Origin of the sequence: Xanthomonas sp. 3307 (assembly GCF_014199735.1) — a bacterium.
Taxonomy (GTDB): domain Bacteria; phylum Pseudomonadota; class Gammaproteobacteria; order Xanthomonadales; family Xanthomonadaceae; genus Xanthomonas_A; species Xanthomonas_A rydalmerensis.
On sequence record NZ_JACHOG010000006.1, the window covers coordinates 175,007 to 194,164 of the forward strand.

Genomic DNA, 19,158 nt, shown 5'->3' on the forward strand with positions numbered 1-19,158 from the left:
AGGCAATCCGTCGCTGGACGCGCGATGGTGAAGTACCGTTTTTCTCAGGAGCATTGCAATGGACAAGACGATGAAAGCCGCCGTGGTGCGGGAGTTCGGCAAGCCGCTGGCGATCGAGGAAGTGGCGGTGCCGCGGCCGCAGGCCGGCGACATTCTGGTCAAGATCGAGGCCTGCGGTGTGTGCCACACCGACCTGCACGCCGCCGAAGGCGATTGGCCGGTGAAGCCGAATCCGCCGTTCATCCCCGGCCACGAGGGCGTGGGCCATGTGGTGGCGGTCGGCGCCGGCGTGGACCACGTCAAGGAAGGCGACCGCGTCGGCATTCCGTGGCTGTACTCGGCCTGCGGCCATTGCGAGCATTGCCTGGGCGGCTGGGAAACCCTGTGCGAGGCGCAGCAGAACAGCGGCTACTCGGTCAACGGTGGGTTCGCCGAATACGCCTTGGCCAATGCCAATTACGTCGGCCATCTCCCGAAGAACATCGGCTTCGTCGAGATCGCGCCGATCCTGTGCGCCGGCGTCACCGTGTACAAGGGCCTGAAGGTCACCGACACCAGGCCCGGCAACTGGGTGGTGATCTCCGGCATCGGTGGGCTCGGCCACATGGCGGTGCAGTACGCCAAGGCAATGGGCCTGAACGTAGCCGCGGTGGACGTGGACGACGCCAAGCTGGCGCTGGCCACGCGCCTGGGCGCAACGGTGACGGTTAACGCGCGGACCACCGATCCGGTGGCGTACCTCAAAAAGGAAATCGGCGGCGCACACGGTGCGCTGGTCACCGCGGTCTCGCCGAAGGCGTTCGAGCAGGCCATCGGCATGGTCCGCCGCGGCGGCACGGTCTCGCTCAACGGCCTGCCGCCGGGCCAGTTCCCGCTGGACATCTTCGGCATGGTGCTCAACGGCGTGACCGTGCGCGGTTCGATCGTCGGCACCCGCCTGGACCTGCAGGAATCGCTGGAATTCGCCGAGCAGGGCAAGGTCGCCGCGACGGTGGCCACCGACACCCTGGACAACATCAACGACGTGTTCGCGCGCATGCACGCCGGCAAGATCGAAGGCCGCATCGTGCTGGACATGGCCGCCTGATGGACATGTCCGCGCCCGAGGCCGCGCCGCCGCCGCAGGTGCTGGCGACGCTGCCGGCCCTGCAGTTGATCGCGACGCTGCGGGCGCGGCACGGCGCGCTGCTGTTCCACCAGTCCGGCGGCTGCTGCGACGGCTCCTCGCCGATGTGTTATCCGCAGGACGACTTCATCGTCGGCGACCGCGACGTGCTGCTGGGCGAGATCGGCGAGGCGCCGTTCTACATCAGCCCGTCGCAGTTCGCCTACTGGAAGCACACCCAGCTGATCATCGATGTGGTGCCCGGCCGCGGCGGCATGTTCTCGCTGGAAAACGGCGAGGGCGTGCGCTTCCTGGTGCGCTCGCGGCTGTTCAGCGACAGCGAGTACGCCGCGCTGGAGGCGGCGGGGAAGGTGTAGGCGAAAGCGCGCAGCCAGATGCCTCTGTAGGAGCGGCTTCAGCCGCGACCGTGGCGTTATCTGTAACGCTCGTCGCGGCTGAAGCCGCTCCTACAAACGTGATGCATGCGCAGCAGCGCAGGGCCAACAACACCCCGACGCCCTAAGACGCCTTCGGCGGCTTCGCGGGCACGAACGGCGACACCGGGTCGCTGGCCGGGAAGGTTTCTTCCAGCGCTTCGTCCTGGTTGGCGTCGGCATGCCGTCCGTGCACCGTGTCCGGCGTGGAGTGCGCTGGCGTGTCCTGCGGGGCAGGGCGGTGTTCGCCGGTGCGCGGTTCGTGTTCGACGATGGTCTCGGGGCTGTCGCCAGCGCCGCGGTCTTCGTTGAGTTGTGTATCGCGTTTGCCGCGCTGTTCGCCGGGAACGGGAGCCGCGCGGCGCAGCGGATCGGTAGGTGTGGACATGTCCGGTTCCTCCAGGGAATGGCGGCGGAAGTCCAGTTCACCGCCGCCGCGGTGAAGCCATTGCGAATCGCGCATCCTCCACGCGTCGGTCACGGGTCGCTAACGGCCACAGCGCTACTGCTGCGCATCCCCCGCCGACGTTGCCGCCCGGAGCCTGCCATGCGCCCCAGCGACCGCCCCGACCCGCTGCTGTTCAACGCCCATCTGGATCCCTTGCCGAGCGCACCGGCATACCGCCGCCGTGGCGCCGCGCCGCGTCCGCACGACGCGCCGGACTATCGCCGCTACAGCCTGGCCGACTACCGCCAGCGCCGCGCCCGCCACCGCACCCCATGGCGCGACCTGTGCCCGGCCTACGCCTTCGCCCTGCAGACCCATGCCCGCGGCTGGCCGCGCGGGCCGGGGGCCGAGACCGAGGACGAACTCGCCGCGCACTGGGACCTGATGCGTGGCGACTCGCGGCTGGACTGGAACCAGGCGCGGCAGGTGATCGAGGACGCCTGGCAGGCGCTGGACCATTTGCCGGCGCAGGCCGCCGGCGGGGAGGCGCACTGATGCCGCGCCCGATCTGGACCGGCACGCTGTCCTTCGGCCTGCTCAACGTGCCGGTGTCGCTGATGTCGGGCGAACGCCGGATCGATCTGCACTTCCGCATGCTCGACTCGCGCGACAAACGCCCGATCCGCTTCGAGCGGGTCAACGCCGACACCGGCGAGGAAGTGCCGTGGAAGGACATCGTCAAGGCCTACGAATACAGCAAGGGCAACTACGTGGTGGTCGAGCAGCAGGACATCGCCTCGGCCGCGCCGGAAAGCCACGAGACGGTGGAGGTGGAGGCCTTCGTCGACGCCACCGAGATCGACCTGCGCTACTTCGAGAAACCCTACGTGCTGGTGCCGGGCAAGAAGGCCGAGAAGGGCTACGTGCTGCTGCGCGAGACCCTGCGCAATACCGGCAAGGTCGGCATCGCGCGGGTGGTGATCCGCACCCGTGAGTATCTGTCGGCGGTGATGCCGCTGCAGGACGCGCTGGTGCTGATCCTGCTGCGCTATCCGCAGGAACTTGTCGACCTGGACGATTACACGCTGCCCAGCGGCAAGGCCGCCGACTACCGGATCAGCGCCAAGGAAACCGAGATGGCGGCGCAGTTGATCGACTCGATGTCCGGGCGCTGGGATCCCGATTCCTACCACGACGAATTCCGCGAGCGGCTGCACGCGGTGATCCAGAAGCGGATCAAGGCGCAGGAGGGCACCACCCAGGTCGACGAGGACGCCGAGGCGCCGCAGCGCGAGGATGCCACCACCAACGTGGTCGATTTCATGTCGCTGCTGCAGAAGAGCCTGGATGCCAAGAAGCGCACGCCGGCCAAGCAGGACGAGCGCGTGCCGGTGCGCAAGACCGCGAAAAAGGCCACCAAGACGGCGGCCGGCAAGGCGAAGAAGGCGACACGCGCCAAACCGGCGGCGGCCAAGGCCAAGCCAGCTGCGCGCAAGGCGCCGGCGCGGCGCAAGGCCGGGTAGGGCAGAGTCAGGCAGGTTGCGGCGGCGCTCGGGCCGCAGCGGCCCTACGCCGCGACCATCCCCTCGCGCGTCACCTGCGCCAGCGAATCGCGCGAGATGGCGGCGATCGACTTGGCGCCGGTCAGGGTCATCGCCACCTGCATCTCCTTCTCGATCAGGGTCAGCAGATGCTCCACCCCGGCCTGGCCGGCGGCGGCCAGCGCGTAGACGAAGGCGCGGCCGAGCAGCACCGTGTCGGCGCCCAGCGCCAGCATGCGCACCACGTCCAGGCCGCTGCGCACGCCGGAGTCGGCCAGGATCTTCAGCTCGCCCTTCACCGCATCGGCGATCGCCGGCAGCGCCCGCGCGCTGGACAGCACGCCGTCGAGCTGGCGCCCGCCATGGTTGGAGACGACGATGCCGTCGGCGCCGAAACGCACCGCGTCGCGCGCGTCGGCCGGGTCGAGGATGCCCTTGATCACCATCGGCCCGGTCCAGAATTCGCGGATCCACTCCAGGTCCTTCCACGCGATCGATGGATCGAAGTTGGCGCCGAGCCAGCCGATGTAGTCGGCCAGTCCGGTGGGGTGGCCGCGGTAGGTGGAGATGTTGCCCAGGTCGTGCGGACGCCCGTGCAGACCCACGTCCCAGGCCCAGCGCGGATGCGTCACCGCCTGCAGCATGCGCCGCAGCGGCGCGTTGGGGCCGCTCATGCCCGAATGCGCGTCGCGGTAGCGCGCGCCCGGCACCGGCATGTCCACGGTGAACACCAGGGTGGTCACGCCCGCCGCCTTGGCCCGTTCCAGCGCGTTGCGCATGAAGCCACGGTCCTTGAGCACGTACAGCTGGAACCACATCGGCCGGTCGATCGCCGGCGCCACTTCCTCGATCGGGCACACCGAGACCGTGGACAGGGTGAACGGCACGCCCTTGGCCGCTGCGGCCTTGGCCGCCTGCACCTCGCCGCGGCGCGCGTACATGCCGGTCAGGCCCACCGGCCCCAGTGCCACCGGCAAGGCCAGGCGTTCGCCGAACAGTTCGGTGTGCAGGTCCAGCGCCGACATGTCGCGCAGCACCCGCTGGCGCAGGGCGATGTCGCTCAGGTCGGCCACGTTGCGGCGCAGGGTGTGCTCGGCATAGGCGCCGCCGTCGATGTAGTGGAACAGGAACGGCGGCAGCCGGCGCTGGGCGGCGGCACGGTAGTCGGTGGAGGCGGAAATGATCATGGCGGCAGGGCGGTCAGGGAGAGGAAGGCAGGCGCGAGGCACGGGCGCGGCGCGCATCGTCCTCGTCGAGGGTGCGCAGCGCGCTGTGCACGAATTCCAGGTGGGCGTGCGCGGCGGCGCGGGCGCGTTCGGGGTCGCCGGCCAGGATCGCGTCGCGCAGCGCGCGGTGCTGGGCGTGCAGCGCGGTGAAGATGCGCGGCGAGGCGAACAACTGCTGCCGGCTCTGCGAGATGTTGGCCTGCAGCAGGTCGAACAGCCCGCGCATCACCTGCAGCAGCACGCGGTTGTGGGTGGCCTCGGCGATGGCCAGGTGGAAGTCGGCGTCGGCGTGCGCCTGCGCTGCCGCGTCGGCCTGCGCATGGGTCTGCTGCAGCGCCTCGAACGCGGCGTCGATGCGCGCGCGGTCGTCGTCGGTGGCACGCAGCGCGGCGTGCCAGGCGGTGGCGCCTTCCAGGGCGTGGCGGGCCTCCAGCACGTCGAAGCGGTACTCGGGGTCGGCGTGCAGCAGCGGCAGGAACGGCTGCAGCGGCGCCACCACCTGGTCTTCCGGGGTCGGTGGCCGTTGCACGTAGGTGCCGCCGCCCACCCGGGCCCGCAGCAGCCCCTGGCTGGCGAGCTGGGCGATGGCTTCGCGCAGCACCGGGCGCGAGACGCCCAGTTCCGCCGCCAGGGTGCGCTCGGCGGGCAGGCGCGCGTCGGCCGCCAGGCCGCGTTGCGCGATCAGCGTGCGCAGCTGCGCGGCGACCCGGTCGCTGAGCCGGGCAGGGGGCTCGGCGGCAACCGGCGGGCTAGTAGCCATGAAACTTTTGGTCATACCAATTGCGCGGTGGGAAAGCGATGGCAGGGCCATTAGGCGCCGGATCTCAGGCGGCGTCAATCACTTCAACGAGATGCTCGCGATTATTGGTAATACCAATCAGCTAATGCGCAACGGTCCACCGCCCTGGCCAGCATCCGTCCCGCCACCAATATGCGATCAGCAGCGGCATCGCCAGGTGGGGCAGGGCGGCCAGGATCCAGTCCCCGCAGGGCGATCGCCGCGGCCTCACCACACCCACGGCAGCAGCCGCCAGCTGTGCGCGGCGTAGTCCGGGTACTCTTCGGGGAAGGCCTGGGTCAGCATCGCTTCCTCGACCTGGATGCGGCGCAGGAACGCCCAGGTCACCGGCAGCACGATCGCCAGCAGCGACAGCACGTTGCCCATGCCCAGCGCCAGCCCGTAGAACGCCAGCAGCACGCCGGTGTACGAGGGATGCCGCAGATACCGGTACGGCCCGTGGCGAACCAGGCGGTGGCCCTCCTGGATGGTCACGTCCACCGTGAACCAGCGCGCCAGGACGCGGATCGACCACAGCCGCAGCGCCAGTCCGCTGGCCAGCAGCGCGCAGGCCGTCCAGCGCAGCGGTTCGCGCAAGTGCGGCGCGTAGCGCCACACGCCGAGCAGCGACAGCAACACGCCCAGCGCCACCGCGGCGTACAGCACGCGCCACAGCAGGCGCAGCGTGCCCTGGTCGCGGGCGCCGCCGTCGGCAGCGCGGCGGCGGCGCCCGAGCACCATTTCGTAGGCACCCCAACTCAGGCTAAGCAGCAGGAACAGCAGATCCGGATGGCGCAGGGTCAGGAGCATGGCGGTGTTCCTCGTGGCAGCGTGCGCCACACAGTGCGTGGCAGGGTGGATGAATCGGGTCCGTCCTGCGTGCCGATCGTCCGGCATGCAGCGGGCATGGACGCAGTGTGCCGCCATCGTGGTGGCGCGACAGTGGCCGCTGGTCATGCCGGCCGCCTGCCGGAAGTCACTTTCTGCGTGCGCCCCATTGCTGCGGCGTCGGCACGCGGTCAGCATCCGTCGCATGAATCGATTCCTGCGTGACCTGATCGAACCCAAGCGCCTGGCCGGGCTGCTGACCGTGGCCACCGTGTTGTGGTCGTTCCAGTTCGCGCCGCATGCCCTGGCGGCTTGGCGCTGGATCGCGGCGGCGCTGTTCCTGCTACCGCTGATCGGCGCCCACTACCTGCCCGGGCGTTGGCGCGACGCCGCACTGTGGCTGGAGGCCGCGGCTGCGATGGCCCTGGTCTGGCTGGAACCGCGCGTGGGCACCGCGCCGGTGCTGCTGGTGGTGGTGGTCGCGCAGGTGGCGCTGCAGTGGCCGCCGCGACAGGTGCTGGCGCTGGCGTTGCTTGCCAACCTCGGCACGTTCCTGGCGTTGTCCGCCGCCGGGATCCGGCATCCGCTGCCGACCACACTGATCTACGCCGGCTTCCACGCCTTCGCCGGTCTGAGCGCGCATTACGCGCGCACCGCCGAGCTGGCGCGCGAAGCGCTGGCGCGGGTCAACGCCGACCTGCTGGCCACCCGCGCGCTGCTCGCCGACAGCACCCGCGATGCCGAGCGCCTGCGCCTGGCGCGCGAACTGCACGACGTGGCCGGGCACAAGCTCACCGCCATGCGCATCCAGTTGCGCCTGCTGCTGGCCGATCCGGCGCTGGTGCAGCGCACGGAGGTGGCGACCGTGGAGCAGCTGTCCGGTGAACTGCTGACCGATATCCGTGCGGTGGTGCAATCGCTGCGCGACGACCGCGGCGTGGATCTGGAGACGGCGCTGTGCGCCCTGGCCGCACCGTTCCCACGACCGCAGTTGCAGCTGCAGATCGACCCGGCGCTGCGCATCACCGATCCGCACCTGGCCGAGACACTGTTGCGGCTGGTGCAGGAAGCACTCACCAACGCCGCGCGGCATGCCGACGCCGCGCATGTGCGGGTGCGGCTGGGCCAGGACCGGCAGCAGCTGTGCCTGGACATCGAGGACGACGGCCACCGCGCCGAGCGCATCCGCGAAGGCAACGGCATCGCCGGCATGCGCGAGCGCTTGGCCGCCCTGCAAGGACGCCTGGAGCTGGGCCGCACGCCGCTGGGCGGCATGCAGTTGAGCGCGAGGCTGCCGCTGTGAGCGCGCTGCGGATCGCCCTGGCCGACGACCAGGTGCTGGTGCGCGCGGGCCTGCGCGCGCTGCTGCAGACCCAGGGCATCGTCGTCGCCTGCGAGGCCGACGACGGCCAGGCCCTGCTCGACGCGGTCGCGGTCACGCCGGTGGACGTGGTGCTCAGCGATATCCGCATGCCGGGCATGGACGGCATCCAGGCGCTGCAGCAACTGCGCGCGCGCGGCGACCGCACGCCGGTGCTGCTGCTCACCACCTTCGACGAATCCGACCTGTTGCTGCGCGCTACCGCCGCCGGCGCGCAGGGCTTCCTGCTCAAGGACGCCGCACCGGAGGACCTGCGCGAGGCGATCGCGCGCGTGGCCGCTGGCGAGACCTTGCTGCAGCCGGTCAGCACCGACCCGGTGCGCGCGCGCTACCGCTACCGCGACGAGGACGCCCCGCGCGACACCTTCAACGAACGCGAAGTGGCGATCCTGCGCCTGCTCGCCGGCGGCTACTCCAACAAGGAGATCGCGCGCAGCCTGTTCCTGGCCGAGGGCACGGTGAAGAACTACGTCTCCACCATCCTCGACAAGCTTGGCACCCGCGACCGCACCCGCGCCGTGCTCAAGGCGATCACCTTGCGCATCATCTGATGCGCGCAAGACGGTGGCGCTGCGACGTCCACCGGCGGCGCGTCGGGACTGAAGTCCCTCCCACAGTGACTCCATCCGACATGGCGGCACCGTCGCAATGGCGGTACCGTCCCATCCCGTAGGAGCGGCTTCAGCCGCGACAACCGACGCCGCGGTGCGCTGCTCGCCGCTCAGCGCTTTTTCCCTCCAGTCAGCACAACATCCGCCACCGCGACGCCACCCATGTGGGAGCGACTTCAGTCGCGACGCGACACCCCCGAACGCGCGCGCCTCCACCCACACCGAACTCCATACCCCGCCGTGTGCTGCCGCCGGGACTTCTGCGCGCCGGCCGCAGACATTAAGATGCCGCGGGCATTGTGCCGATGAGGAATTCACGTTGATCATCCATCCGAAAGTCCGCGGTTTCATCTGCACCACCACGCATCCGCTCGGCTGCGAGCGCAACGTGCTCGAGCAGATCGCCGCCACGCGCGCGCGCGGCGTGCGCCACGATGGGCCAAAGAACGTGCTGGTGATCGGCGCGTCCAGCGGCTACGGCCTGGCCTCGCGCATCACCGCCGCGTTCGGTTTCGGCGCCGCCACCCTCGGCGTGTTCTTCGAGAAGCCCGGCAGCGACAAGAAGGCCGGCACCGCCGGTTGGTACAACGCCGCCGCGTTCGACAAGCAGGCCAAGGCCGATGGCCTGTACAGCAAGTCGATCAACGGCGATGCCTTCTCCGACCAGGCGCGCGAGAAGGTGATCGAGCTGATCAAGCAGGACATGGGCGGCCAGGTCGACCTGGTGGTGTATTCGCTGGCCTCGCCGGTGCGCAAGCTGCCGAGCACCGGCGAAGTGAAGCGCTCGGCGCTCAAGCCGATCGGCCAGACCTACACCGCCACCGCCATCGATACGAACAAGGACGCCATCATCGAGGCCTCGATCGAGCCGGCCACCGAGCAGGAGATCGAAGACACCATCACCGTGATGGGCGGGCAGGACTGGGAACTGTGGATCGACGCACTGGACGCCGCCGGCGTGCTCGCCCCGGGCGCGCGCACCGTCGCCTTCAGCTACATCGGCACCGAGATCACCTGGCCGATCTACTGGCACGGCGCACTGGGCAAGGCCAAGGTCGACCTCGACCAGACCGCGCAGCGCCTGCACGCGCGCCTGCAACCGCAGGGCGGCACGGCCAACGTGGCGGTGCTGAAATCGGTGGTGACCCAGGCCAGCGCGGCGATCCCGGTGATGCCGCTGTACATCTCCATGGTCTACAAGATCATGAAGGAAAAGGGCCTGCACGAAGGCACCATCGAACAGGCCGACCGCCTGTTCCGCGAGCGTCTGTACCGCGAGGACGGCCAGCCGGCCGCCACCGACGACGAGAACCGGCTGCGCCTGGACGACTGGGAACTGCGCGACGACGTGCAGGACGCCTGCAAGGCGCTGTGGCCGCAGGTGACCACCGAGAACCTGTTCCAGCTCACCGACTACGCCGGCTACAAACACGAGTTCCTCAAGCTGTTCGGCTTCGAGCGCAAGGACGTGGATTACGATGCCGAGGTCGACCCCGACGTGAAGTTCGATTGCGTGGAGCTCTGAGGGGCGGGGATTCGGGAGTGGGGATTCGGGAGTCGTTTTGATCCCGAAGCCCGGACAGAACATGCGGCCGGCAGCGATGTCGGCCGTTTTCTTTTTCCGGTGGCCACCGCGGCGATGGCGAGGCCGAGATGAGCGGTACCTGCGTAGCGAAGCAGGCGAGGGCGATGCAGTTGCGGCAGGCCAAGGCCGTGCAGTGGATTAGCGGCGCTGCCCGCAACACCGAAGCAGCGACATGTGCGCCATTGCGCTCGCACCGCGCATCGCCAACGTGCGATTGCCGGTCGCGGCTAAAGCCGCTCCTACAAGAAGAGCGCCCGCTGCACCCGGAGGAGCGGCTTCAGCCGCGACAAGCGAAGCGGCGATGCGCGAGTTGATAGAGACCGCGTCGGGACTGAAGTCCCTCCCACAAAGACCCCATCCATCCCCGCGGCAGCTTCCCCCCGTAGGAGTGGCTTCAGCCGCGACAAGCGAAGCCGCGGTGTCGGAACTGCCCGCACAGCATCAAGCATCAGGACTAAAAAACCCGCCGCAGCGCAGCGCCAATCCGCAAGTAAAACCCACACCGCCAGCGCCGCAAAACCAATCTCCAATCCCCATTCCCCAATCCCGGCCTTTCAACGCCTCACATCGAACCGCGTCGCCCCCACGCAGGCCTGCACCTCGGCCTCGCTCAGCGCAAGCACGTCGCCCGGTAGCGTGTGCTTGAGGCAGCCGGCGGCCAGGCCGAAGCGGATCGTGGCGGTGTCGTCCCAGCCCTGGCTCAAGCCGTGCAGCACGCCGGCGGCGAAGGCGTCGCCGCCGCCGATGCGGTCGACGATGCCGCTCAGTTCCTCGGCCGGTGCCTGCGCCACGCTGCCGTCGCGGCGCAGCAGCATCGCGCCCAGGCTGTGCCGGTCCACGCTGTGCGCCACGCGCTGGGTGCAGGCCATCGCCTGCAGCTGCGGGAACGCGGCGAAGGCATCGCGCGCGCCGGCCTCCACCCGCGCCTGCACGCTGTCCTGCGGGTAGCGGCGGCCCAGCACCACTTCCAGGTCGCGGTAGTCGGCGAACAGCACGTCCGCCTGCGCCAGCAGCTGCCGCAGGATGCCCGGCGCATCGCCGTTCCAGGCCTCCCACAGTTTGGGCCGATAGTTGCCGTCGAACGATACCCGCACCCCGGCCGCGCGTGCCGCCTGTGCCGCCGTCAGCGCCGCGGCGGCGCCACGTTCGCCCAGTGCCGGGGTCACCCCGGACAGGTGCAGCCACTGCGCGCCGTGCAGCAGCGCCGGCCAGTCGTGCCGGTCGCCGGCATCCAGCGCGAAGGCCGAGCCGGCGCGGTCGTAGGTGACTTCGCTGGGCCGATGCCCGGCGCCGGTGCTGAGGAAGTACAGGCCCATGCGCCCTGGCACGAAGCGCACCCCGGCGGTGTCCACGCCATGCCGGCGCAGTTCGCCGGCGGCGGCCTGGCCCAGCGGGTTGTCCGGCAGCACGCTGACCACCGAGACGGCGTGGCCGAAATGCGCCAGCGCCACGCCCACGTTGGCCTCGGCGCCGCCCACCTGCACCTCCAGGCGCGGGGTCTGCAGCAGGCGTTCGTGGCCAGGCGCGCCCAGGCGCAGCAACAGTTCGCCGAAGCAGACGATGCGGGAAGCGGTCATGGCGGGCGGGTCCGGCGGCCGAAAGGACGCCAAGCATGCCGCGAAACGCGGACGTCGGCCAGAACAAGTGACCATCGGTGTCATTTCTGTGCGCCAGCAGGCGCTTCGGCACTGGCCGGCGTCGCGCTCTTGCGCTATCTCATTGACTGCAAAGACCCTCTTCCCGCCTAGCACTCTGTTGCGCTGCAAGATGCCGCAATGTTTCGCAACTGTTAACGTTGATTTTGACCAGCGGTGTCATTCGCGACAACGCCCGCAGTTCCACGCCGTCATGTAACCCTTGGGAGGGGAGGACATGCAATCACGTACCGAACGCCGGAAGACACCGGTTACCTTGCTCGCGCTGTCGATCGGCCTGGCCCTGCAGGCCGGTGCCCTGCAGGCGCAGGAGGCGCCGGCGTCCGCGCCGCCCGCCACGGCCTCCGCCGATGCCACCACCGAGCTCGACACCGTCGTCGTCACCGGCTACCGCGCCAGTGTGGAGAAGGCGCTGGACATCAAGCGCGCCGAGAAGGGCATGGTCGACGCCATCGTCGCCGAGGACGTGGGCAAGTTCCCCGACACCAACCTGGCCGAATCGCTGCAGCGCATCCCCGGCGTGGTCATCACCCGCGACGCCGGCGAAGGCCGCAACATCTCCGTGCGCGGCCTCGGCCCGGACTTCACCCGCGTGCGCATCAACGGCATGGAAGCGCTGACCACGGTGGGCGCCAGCGACCAGAGCGGCGGCACCAACCGCGGCCGCGGCTTCGACTTCAACGTGTTCGCCTCGGACCTGTTCACCCAGATGGTGGTGCGCAAGACCGCCTCGGCCGACGTCGAGGAGGGCTCGCTGGGCGCCACGGTCGACCTGCGCACCGCGCGTCCGTTCGACTACGACGGCTTCACCTTCGCCGCCAACGGCCAGGCCACCTACAACGGCATGTCGCAGAAGGCCGATCCGCGCATCGCCGCGCTGGTCGCCAACACCTGGGCCGACGGCACCTTCGGCGCGCTGATGTCGGTGGCCTACTCCGAGCGCCAGGTGCTCGAGGAAGGCAGCGGCACCACGCGCTGGGCCAACGGTCCCAGCAACAACGGCTACAGCCCCACCTCGCCGTTCGCCGCGGCCAACAGCGCCAACGTGTTCAGCCCGCGCATCCCGCGCTACACGCAGATGGAGCACGAGCAGAACCGCCTGGGCGTGACCGGCTCGCTGCAGTGGAAGCCCAACGACAGCACCGAGTTCTCGCTGGACGGCCTGTACTCGAAGATCGATGCCAAGCGCGACGAGCACTACATCGAGGCGATCAGCTTCAGCCGCGGCCGCTCGCAGAACGGCAAGCCGGACATGATCGTGCGCGACGGCTACGTCGACCCGGCTTCCGGCGCGCTGCTGTACGGCCGCTTCGACAACACCGACATCCGCTCGGAGAACCGCCACGACGAGTGGAACACGGTCTTCAAGCAGCTCACCTTGAACGGCGAGCACCGCTTCAGCGACACCTTCAAGATCACCGGCGAGATCGGCACCTCCAGTTCCAAGCACCGGAACCCGATCCAGACCACGGTGATCATGGACAAGAACAACGTCGCCGGGTACAGCTACGACTACCGCAACAGCTACACCTCGCCGGTGTTCAACTACGGCATCGACCCGACCGCCGCCAACGGCTGGACGCTGGCCGAAGTGCGCATGCGCCCGCAGTCGGCCAACAACAGCTTCGACACCGGCTCGCTGAACTTCGAGTGGAACCTGGGCCCCAACTTCACCCTCAAGGGCGGTGTGCTGGCCAAGAACTACGGCTTCGACACCAAGGAGTTCCGCCGCGCCTCCGAGACCAGCGTGCCGACCTTCGCCACCGGCAACCGCATCGTGCCGACCGACCTGGTCGCGCTGGCCGGGCTGAAGGGCATCGAGGGCACGCCGTCGAACTGGGCGGTACCCGACCTCAACGGCATCGCCGATGCACTGGGCATCTACAGCGGCACCGGCACCTGGACGCTGACCGAACGCGCGGTCAACACCCGCAGCGTGGAAGAGAAGGACCGCGGCGCCTGGTTGATGGGCGACTTCGCCTTCGACATCGGTGCGATCCCGTTCTCCGGCAACGTCGGCGTGCGCTACGTGAAGACCACCCAGTCCTCCACCGGCTACGCCCTGGTCGGCGCGAACCTGATCAACACCACGGTCGAGCGCACCTACAACGACACCCTGCCGTCGCTGAACCTGGTCGCCGAGATCACCCCGGATTTCCTGATCCGCTTCGGCGCCGCCAAGGTGATGACGCGGCCGGGGCTGGGCAGCCTGACCCCGGGCGTGACGGTTGCCGTCGCCGGTGGCGCGCGCACGGTCAGTGGCGGCAATCCGAACCTGGATCCGATCCGCGCCAAGACCGCCGACCTCGGTTTCGAGTGGTACCTGCAGGAAGGCGCGATGCTCGGCCTGGCGCTGTTCTACAAGGACATCGACAGCTTCGTGCAGACCGCGCGCACCATCGCCCCGTACTCCAGCAGCGGCCTGCCGGTCAGCCTGCTCGACGGCACCGGTGCGGCGGCCAGCGACGACTTCGTCTTCAGCGTGCCGCTCAACACCCCGGGCGGCAAGCTGAAGGGCGCCGAGTTCAACTACATCCAGCCCTTCAGCTTCCTGCCGGGCAAGTGGGCCAACTTCGGCACCCAGCTCAACTACACCTACGTGCAGTCGAAGATCCAGTACGTCACCGGGACCGGCGCGCTGTCGTTCAACACCGACCTCACCGGCCTGTCGAAGAACTCCTACAACGCCACGCTGTTCTACGAAGGCGAGCGCTTCAGCGGGCGCGTGTCGCTGACCCACCGCGACGGCTACCTGACCCAGGTGCCGGCCACGGAAACCGGCTTCGACGTGCACGGCATGCGCGGCACCAATGTCGTGGACGCCAAGCTGACCTACAAGATCGACGAGAAGATCGACATCAGCCTGGAAGGGTCGAACCTGACCAATGTGCCGTACTACGAGTGGGTGCAGACCAGCGCGGGCGGCGCGCAGTTGCCGCTGACCTACAGCGAGACCGGCCGCCAGTACGCGATCGGCGTGCGTTACAAGTTCTGAAGGTTGCGTTCGCCGGTGCCGCGTTGCGGCATCGGCAACGCCCCGCCGCCCGCATACTCGTGGGCCGGGGAGGGAGATCGCCGCGCGCTGTCATGGCGCGCGCCGATCGCAAAGGAGCGAGATGAAACAGGCAATGTGCCGCAGCGCCATGCGCGCTGCCCGTGGTGTGGCGGCAATGGGGGTCCGGGGATGGCAGCGCCTGGAGGCATATGCGATGCGATGCCTGACCGCCATCGGCTCCGTATGCACGCCATCGGATGTGCCGGCATCGCGCGTCGCGGCTGAAGCCGCTCCTACACCAGCACCTGCTCTTCGTAGGAGCGGCTTCAGCCGCGACGGGCTTTCCCGATCCACTTTGGCACTCCAGAGCTGTAACGCACGCATCGCCAACGCGAAGGCTCCACGCCGCATCGCACACCGCTTGGCCCTGCTCTGCACCCTCGCACTCCCCACCATCGCCACAGCCGCCACCCCCGAACTCCTTTTTCGCGTCTCCGCCGACCACGGCCTGGACGCCGACGTCGCCCACGGCGACGCTACACCCAACTTCCGCGACAAGATCGCCCTGGTGCCCACCGGCGTGTCCGGGCAGGCGATCGAATGGGCAGACGACGGCGTGATGTCCTGGAACGCCCCCGGCAACATCTACACCCAGCGCGGCACGCTGTCGTTCTTCTGGCGTTCGCGCTACCCGGTGGGCGAAGCGCCGTTCGTGATCTTCCGCGTCGGCTACGCCGACCACACCAGCTGGGACATGGCCTGGCTGCGCATCGACTGGAACGGCCACGGCTTCGATGCCTTCGTCACCGATGCCAACCTGGCCCGTACCCGCGTCTCCTTCAAGCTCGACAAGCACCCGGCGCCCAGCGCCTGGACCCACCTGGCCTTTGCCTGGGACGAGACCCGCGGCGTGCGTCTGTACGTGGACGGCAAGGAAACCGCACGCGTGGACTGCACCCAGGCCTGCGCCGATGGCGGCTCGCTCGACTTCGACGCCGCGCTCGACCAGCTCGGCCTGGCCGCGCGCGTGCTGGCGCCGCACCAGGTGCAGAGCCGCTACAACTTCCTGCGCGGCAGCGATGTCGACGAGATCCGCGTCTACGACCGCATGCTCGATGCCGCCGGCGTCGCCGCCCTGGCCAAGCAACAGGAACCGCGCAGCGCCGAGGCCGTGCCCGACAGGGCTGCGCGCAACGCCTGGCTGCACCGCTTCGGCTGGGACCACGGCCGCGCACCGCCAGCGCTGGACGCCGCGTCCACGCGCATCCGCAAGGTCGAGTTCGCCGACGCCAAGGACCTGAAGGAGTGGATGTGGAAGGCGACCGACGGCATCGCCGAGACCACCTGGCCCGGCGTCTACAACCGCTCGCGCCTGCCCGGCCGCAACGACTACTTCCAGTTGCCCGACTGGAACGTCTACGTCGAAGGCGGCAAGGCGTTGGATCTGGTGCTGCCGGACGAACCGTTCAACCGCATCGAACTGCGTGGCGCCGCCTACGGTCAGGCTACTTACGCCGCTGATGGCGCGACGCCCACGCCGCTGTTCTCGCGCGCCCAGGGCACCGTGCGCAGCGTGGACCAGTTCGCACGCCGCCGCGGCGGCCACCTGCGCTTCACCAATGTCGCCCAGGAAACCCCGATCCAGGAGATCTGGGCCTACAACGTCGGCGCCGGCGCCGAGCCGGAGAACCCCAGCGCCACGCTGCGCTACACCGTGCATAGCGACATCGCCCCGGACTACGCCAACCTCGCCGCGTTGCGCGCCTACATCGCCGGGCGCTACCCGCCGGAAGAGCGCAGCACCGTGGTCGCGCTGCCGACCAAGGCGCCCTCGCGCAAGCGCGCCGACGACAAGACCGCGGCGCCGCCGCTGCCCATCGTGCACGTGCTCATCCCCTCCAACCTCGGCGACGCACCGGCCGCGCAGCCGCTGATGCGCAGTTGGTCGTACGGCTGGGAGAATATGCACGACGGCCTGGACGGCATCGCCATCGACCTGCCGGCGCTGCAGCTGCCGGCTACGCACAACGGCCTGATCCCGCTCAACATCCGCGTCAAGGATCCCATCTGGCCCGGCCGCGACATGCTCGACGTGTCGGTCTCGGTCGCGCCGGGGCAGGCGCGCACGCTGTGGCTGGACCTGCGCGACCGCATCCTCGGCGACGACAGCCTGATGCTCAGCATCACCTCGGCCGCGCCCGGCTTCGACGCGCGCGCGCTGGATGGCGCGCAACTGCGCCTGCTGTTCAAGCCGCGCGAGCAGGCCAAGGCCGAGCACATCGCCGACCGCTTCAACCAGGTCAAGGACAACTGGGGCTTCCTGGTCGAGGAACACACCACCTCCAAGCGCCAGCGCCTGTACGCACGCCTGGATGCCGACATCCACGACCTGCTGCGGGTGGACCCGGACAACGCGCTGGGCCGCCAGTACTGGGCCGACATCAGCTACGGCAACCAGGGCCCGCTTCCGGTGCAACTGCCGCAGCCGCCCAAGGGCGTGCCGGGCTGGGCGTTCTGGCAGTTGGAAGACCTCAAGGCCACGCGTCGCTACATCAACTGGTGGATCGACGAGCGCCAGGTCGACTACGGCGATTTCGGCGGCGGCATCTCCGACGACTCCGACCTCACCCAGCAATGGCCCGGCGTCGCCCTGATGGGCGTGGACCCGGACAAGCTCAACGCCTCGCTCACTGCACTGTCCGACGCCAACTACCGCAACGGCATGTTCACCGACGGCCTCTCCACCATCGAGACCGACGAACTGCATTCCTACGAAGACGGCATCAACATCAACAGCGAAATGCTCTACCTCAACTGGGGCGACCCGCTGACTGTGGAGCGGCTGATGCGCACGGTGAAGGCCTTCGACCGCATCATCCAGGTCAACCCGCAGGGCCACCTGCTGTTCGCCAGCAACTGGTTCGGTGGGCGCAAGGTCTACCGCGAACCGAACTGGCAGTGGCAGAAGCCTTACTCGTTCCCGATCCTGCACCCTGCACTGCTGCTGGGCGGCTACAACGCCGACCCCAACAGCCGCCGCATCGTCACCGGCCTGGCCGATGGCTACCTGGCCCACGCCTACACCGACGCCAAGGGCCAGTGGGCGCTGCCCAACGAGATCAACTGGGCCACCGGCAAGACCCGCGGCGGCAGCCTGTTCGACGGCAGCGGCGGCCCCGACACCCTGCACACCTTCTGGGCCGCCTACCGCTGGACCGGCGACGCGCGCTATCTCCAGGCCATCGACTACCGCGTCGCCAAGGCCGGCCCTGTCGGTCTGTCAATGCTCAACGAGAACTTCCTTGACGTGCTCGGCAAGCGCGACAGCTGGGGCGCCGACCTGGCCAAGACAGCGGCCGACGCCGACGCCGACGATGCCCCTGACTTCGCCCACCATGTCGCCTGGGAACAGAGCGGCGACCCGCGCTGGCTGGAAACCCTGTACCGTGCCGAGACCCGCGACAAACTGCAGACCTTCTACATGAACACCGAAGGCCACTGGTGGAGCGACCGCGTCGAATCGCCCACCGTGAACCTGCAACGCGCCCGCCTGGGCGGTGTCGCCCTCAAGCGCAACCAGACCTATCCCGGCCACACCGTCAGCTGGCGTTTCTCCGATCCGGAAGGCGCGGTGCAGGTGGCGCTGTTGCTGCAGAAGCCGCGGCAGGATCGCTTCACCGTCATCGGCTACAACACCAGTGGCAAGACGCAGCGGGCGCAGATGACTGGCTGGAATGTCATGGCGGGGCAGTGGCGCATGCGTGTGGGTATCGATCGCGATGGCGATGGGAAGATCGATGGCAAGGCGGCAACGCGCGAGTTCGCGTTCGAGAGGAGCGGGGCGGTGGATGTGGAGTTTCCGGCCGGCAAGACGGTGGTGATGGAGTTCGAGCTGGTTGCGCCTGCCGCGGTGCCCGTCGAGCTACGGCCGGATCTGGGGATTGGGCGTGGGGATGTGCGGGTAACCGCGGATGCTATCGAGGTCACCGTGCATAGCCTGGGGCATGTGGATGCGCCTGCGGGGTTTGTGGTGCTGGAGGATGCGCGTGGCCGGGAAGTGGCGCGGGCGGCGTTTCCGGTGCTGGAGGCGCCGCGCGATCTGGAGCCGAAGACGGCACAGGTGCGATTGGTGGCGCCGGCCGGAAAGAGCGCCAAGGGAGGTCGGCTGCGTATCGTCACCCAGGGCGACGTGGCAGAACTGACGCAGAGAAACAATGTGGTGGATGTGCCCTGATTTAATCGGCCCCACTTCAAGACGCGCCCTTGCCTAGCGGGGGCGCGCATTCACCTCGGAATGTTCCCTACTGACGGCCGCATTTGTCTCCCCCAAAAGTGTGACGCTGTGCTAGAACAGGATTGTCTGTGGGGAGAACGGACTTCCACCAGACCTGATTGGACGGCTGAGCCTGCGGCATACGCGGCGCAAAGTGTCCATATGTAATGGGAACGCTAGGACGCCACATTTTCTCAGGGGAAATCTATGTTTGCCAAAGTCTCGATCATCGCGGCGCTGGCAGGGTTCGCCATGTGCCTGGCTGCGGCATCTGCGGACGCACGTGTGCGTGCACCCGGCTCACACCACACGACCAGTCATGGTGGGCATTACACGTCGGGCCATGGCTCTTCGCATA

14 protein-coding genes are annotated in these 19,158 nt (G+C 68.8%); 9 read left to right on the forward strand and 5 right to left on the reverse strand.

Features of this window, described 5'->3' with window-relative positions; all coding sequences use genetic code 11:
• Positions 1–58 precede the first annotated feature (58 nt).
• Positions 59–1,087: an alcohol dehydrogenase AdhP gene (gene adhP, locus GGR64_RS15315; protein ID WP_184448817.1), complete on the forward strand. Its 1,029-nt coding sequence runs from the start codon at positions 59–61 to the stop codon at positions 1,085–1,087.
• Complete coding sequence (locus GGR64_RS15320; protein ID WP_184448816.1) at positions 1,087–1,482, forward strand: DUF779 domain-containing protein; 396 nt, start codon at positions 1,087–1,089, stop codon at positions 1,480–1,482. Before adhP ends, GGR64_RS15320 begins: the two co-directional genes overlap by 1 nt.
• A 142-nt stretch (positions 1,483–1,624) precedes the next feature.
• On the opposite strand, the gene GGR64_RS15325 is transcribed toward GGR64_RS15320, so the two are convergent.
• Positions 1,625–1,927: a hypothetical protein gene (locus tag GGR64_RS15325; protein ID WP_167087944.1), complete on the reverse strand. Its 303-nt coding sequence runs from the start codon at positions 1,925–1,927 to the stop codon at positions 1,625–1,627.
• 159 nt (positions 1,928–2,086) lie between these two features.
• On the opposite strand from GGR64_RS15325, the gene GGR64_RS15330 reads away from it, so the two are divergent.
• Together GGR64_RS15330 and GGR64_RS15335 are read left to right on the forward strand one after the other, a co-directional pair.
• Entirely contained in the window at positions 2,087–2,482 is a 396-nt protein-coding gene (locus GGR64_RS15330) for a hypothetical protein (protein ID WP_184448814.1), read from the forward strand.
• On the forward strand, positions 2,482–3,450 hold the full coding sequence (locus GGR64_RS15335) for a Ku protein (RefSeq protein WP_184646912.1): 969 nt from the start codon (positions 2,482–2,484) through the stop codon (positions 3,448–3,450). Before GGR64_RS15330 ends, GGR64_RS15335 begins: the two co-directional genes overlap by 1 nt.
• A 44-nt stretch (positions 3,451–3,494) precedes the next feature.
• Here the strand turns inward: GGR64_RS15335 and lldD are convergent, their stop codons facing one another.
• The 3 genes from lldD to GGR64_RS15350 form a co-directional block, all read right to left on the reverse strand.
• Entirely contained in the window at positions 3,495–4,655 is a 1,161-nt protein-coding gene (gene lldD / locus GGR64_RS15340; RefSeq protein WP_184646914.1) for an FMN-dependent L-lactate dehydrogenase LldD, read from the reverse strand.
• Positions 4,656–4,668: 13 nt separating this feature from the next.
• Positions 4,669–5,454, reverse strand: a complete 786-nt coding sequence (gene lldR, locus GGR64_RS15345) for a transcriptional regulator LldR (RefSeq protein WP_184646916.1) — start codon at positions 5,452–5,454, stop codon at positions 4,669–4,671.
• Between the two features lie 246 nt (positions 5,455–5,700).
• Positions 5,701–6,282 (reverse strand): PEMT/PEM2 methyltransferase family protein, encoded by a 582-nt coding sequence (locus GGR64_RS15350; RefSeq protein ID WP_184646917.1) that lies wholly within the window; start codon positions 6,280–6,282, stop codon positions 5,701–5,703.
• 223 nt (positions 6,283–6,505) lie between these two features.
• Here GGR64_RS15350 and GGR64_RS15355 point away from each other — a divergent pair, with 223 nt between their 5' ends.
• The 3 genes from GGR64_RS15355 to fabV all read left to right on the forward strand — a co-directional run bounded on the left by GGR64_RS15355 (position 6,506) and on the right by fabV (position 9,817).
• Positions 6,506–7,603 (forward strand): histidine kinase, encoded by a 1,098-nt coding sequence (locus tag GGR64_RS15355; RefSeq protein ID WP_160967218.1) that lies wholly within the window; start codon positions 6,506–6,508, stop codon positions 7,601–7,603.
• On the forward strand, positions 7,600–8,232 hold the full coding sequence (locus GGR64_RS15360; protein ID WP_184646919.1) for a response regulator transcription factor: 633 nt from the start codon (positions 7,600–7,602) through the stop codon (positions 8,230–8,232). The genes GGR64_RS15355 and GGR64_RS15360 overlap by 4 nt, the downstream gene beginning before the upstream one ends.
• Positions 8,233–8,611: 379 nt before the next feature.
• Positions 8,612–9,817 (forward strand): enoyl-ACP reductase FabV, encoded by a 1,206-nt coding sequence (gene fabV / locus GGR64_RS15365; RefSeq protein WP_184646921.1) that lies wholly within the window; start codon positions 8,612–8,614, stop codon positions 9,815–9,817.
• A gap of 614 nt (positions 9,818–10,431) precedes the next feature.
• Here the strand turns inward: fabV and GGR64_RS15370 are convergent.
• Positions 10,432–11,454, reverse strand: a complete 1,023-nt coding sequence (locus GGR64_RS15370; protein ID WP_184646923.1) for a sugar kinase — start codon at positions 11,452–11,454, stop codon at positions 10,432–10,434.
• A 295-nt stretch (positions 11,455–11,749) separates the two neighbouring features.
• Here GGR64_RS15370 and GGR64_RS15375 point away from each other — a divergent pair, with 295 nt between their 5' ends.
• Both GGR64_RS15375 and GGR64_RS15380 read left to right on the forward strand, forming a co-directional pair.
• Complete coding sequence (locus GGR64_RS15375) at positions 11,750–14,527, forward strand: TonB-dependent receptor (protein WP_184646925.1); 2,778 nt, start codon at positions 11,750–11,752, stop codon at positions 14,525–14,527.
• A 421-nt stretch (positions 14,528–14,948) separates the two neighbouring features.
• Positions 14,949–18,761, forward strand: coding sequence for a LamG-like jellyroll fold domain-containing protein (locus tag GGR64_RS15380; protein WP_184646927.1), 3,813 nt, complete (start codon positions 14,949–14,951; stop codon positions 18,759–18,761).
• Positions 18,762–19,158 lie beyond the last annotated feature (397 nt).

What these genes read in the sequence shown, in the direction of transcription:
- GGR64_RS15375 (WP_184646925.1), top strand. Translation starts at nt 11,750, where the DNA reads ATGCAATCACGTACCGAACGCCGGAAGACACCGGTTACCTTGCTCGCG.
- lldD (WP_184646914.1), bottom strand. Translation starts at nt 4,655, where the DNA reads ATGATCATTTCCGCCTCCACCGACTACCGTGCCGCCGCCCAGCGCCGG.
- GGR64_RS15320 (WP_184448816.1), top strand. Translation starts at nt 1,087, where the DNA reads ATGGACATGTCCGCGCCCGAGGCCGCGCCGCCGCCGCAGGTGCTGGCG.
- GGR64_RS15325 (WP_167087944.1), bottom strand. Translation starts at nt 1,927, where the DNA reads ATGTCCACACCTACCGATCCGCTGCGCCGCGCGGCTCCCGTTCCCGGC.
- GGR64_RS15330 (WP_184448814.1), top strand. Translation starts at nt 2,087, where the DNA reads ATGCGCCCCAGCGACCGCCCCGACCCGCTGCTGTTCAACGCCCATCTG.
- adhP (WP_184448817.1), top strand. Translation starts at nt 59, where the DNA reads ATGGACAAGACGATGAAAGCCGCCGTGGTGCGGGAGTTCGGCAAGCCG.
- GGR64_RS15335 (WP_184646912.1), top strand. Translation starts at nt 2,482, where the DNA reads ATGCCGCGCCCGATCTGGACCGGCACGCTGTCCTTCGGCCTGCTCAAC.
- GGR64_RS15350 (WP_184646917.1), bottom strand. Translation starts at nt 6,282, where the DNA reads ATGCTCCTGACCCTGCGCCATCCGGATCTGCTGTTCCTGCTGCTTAGC.
- lldR (WP_184646916.1), bottom strand. Translation starts at nt 5,454, where the DNA reads ATGGCTACTAGCCCGCCGGTTGCCGCCGAGCCCCCTGCCCGGCTCAGC.
- GGR64_RS15370 (WP_184646923.1), bottom strand. Translation starts at nt 11,454, where the DNA reads ATGACCGCTTCCCGCATCGTCTGCTTCGGCGAACTGTTGCTGCGCCTG.
- GGR64_RS15355 (WP_160967218.1), top strand. Translation starts at nt 6,506, where the DNA reads ATGAATCGATTCCTGCGTGACCTGATCGAACCCAAGCGCCTGGCCGGG.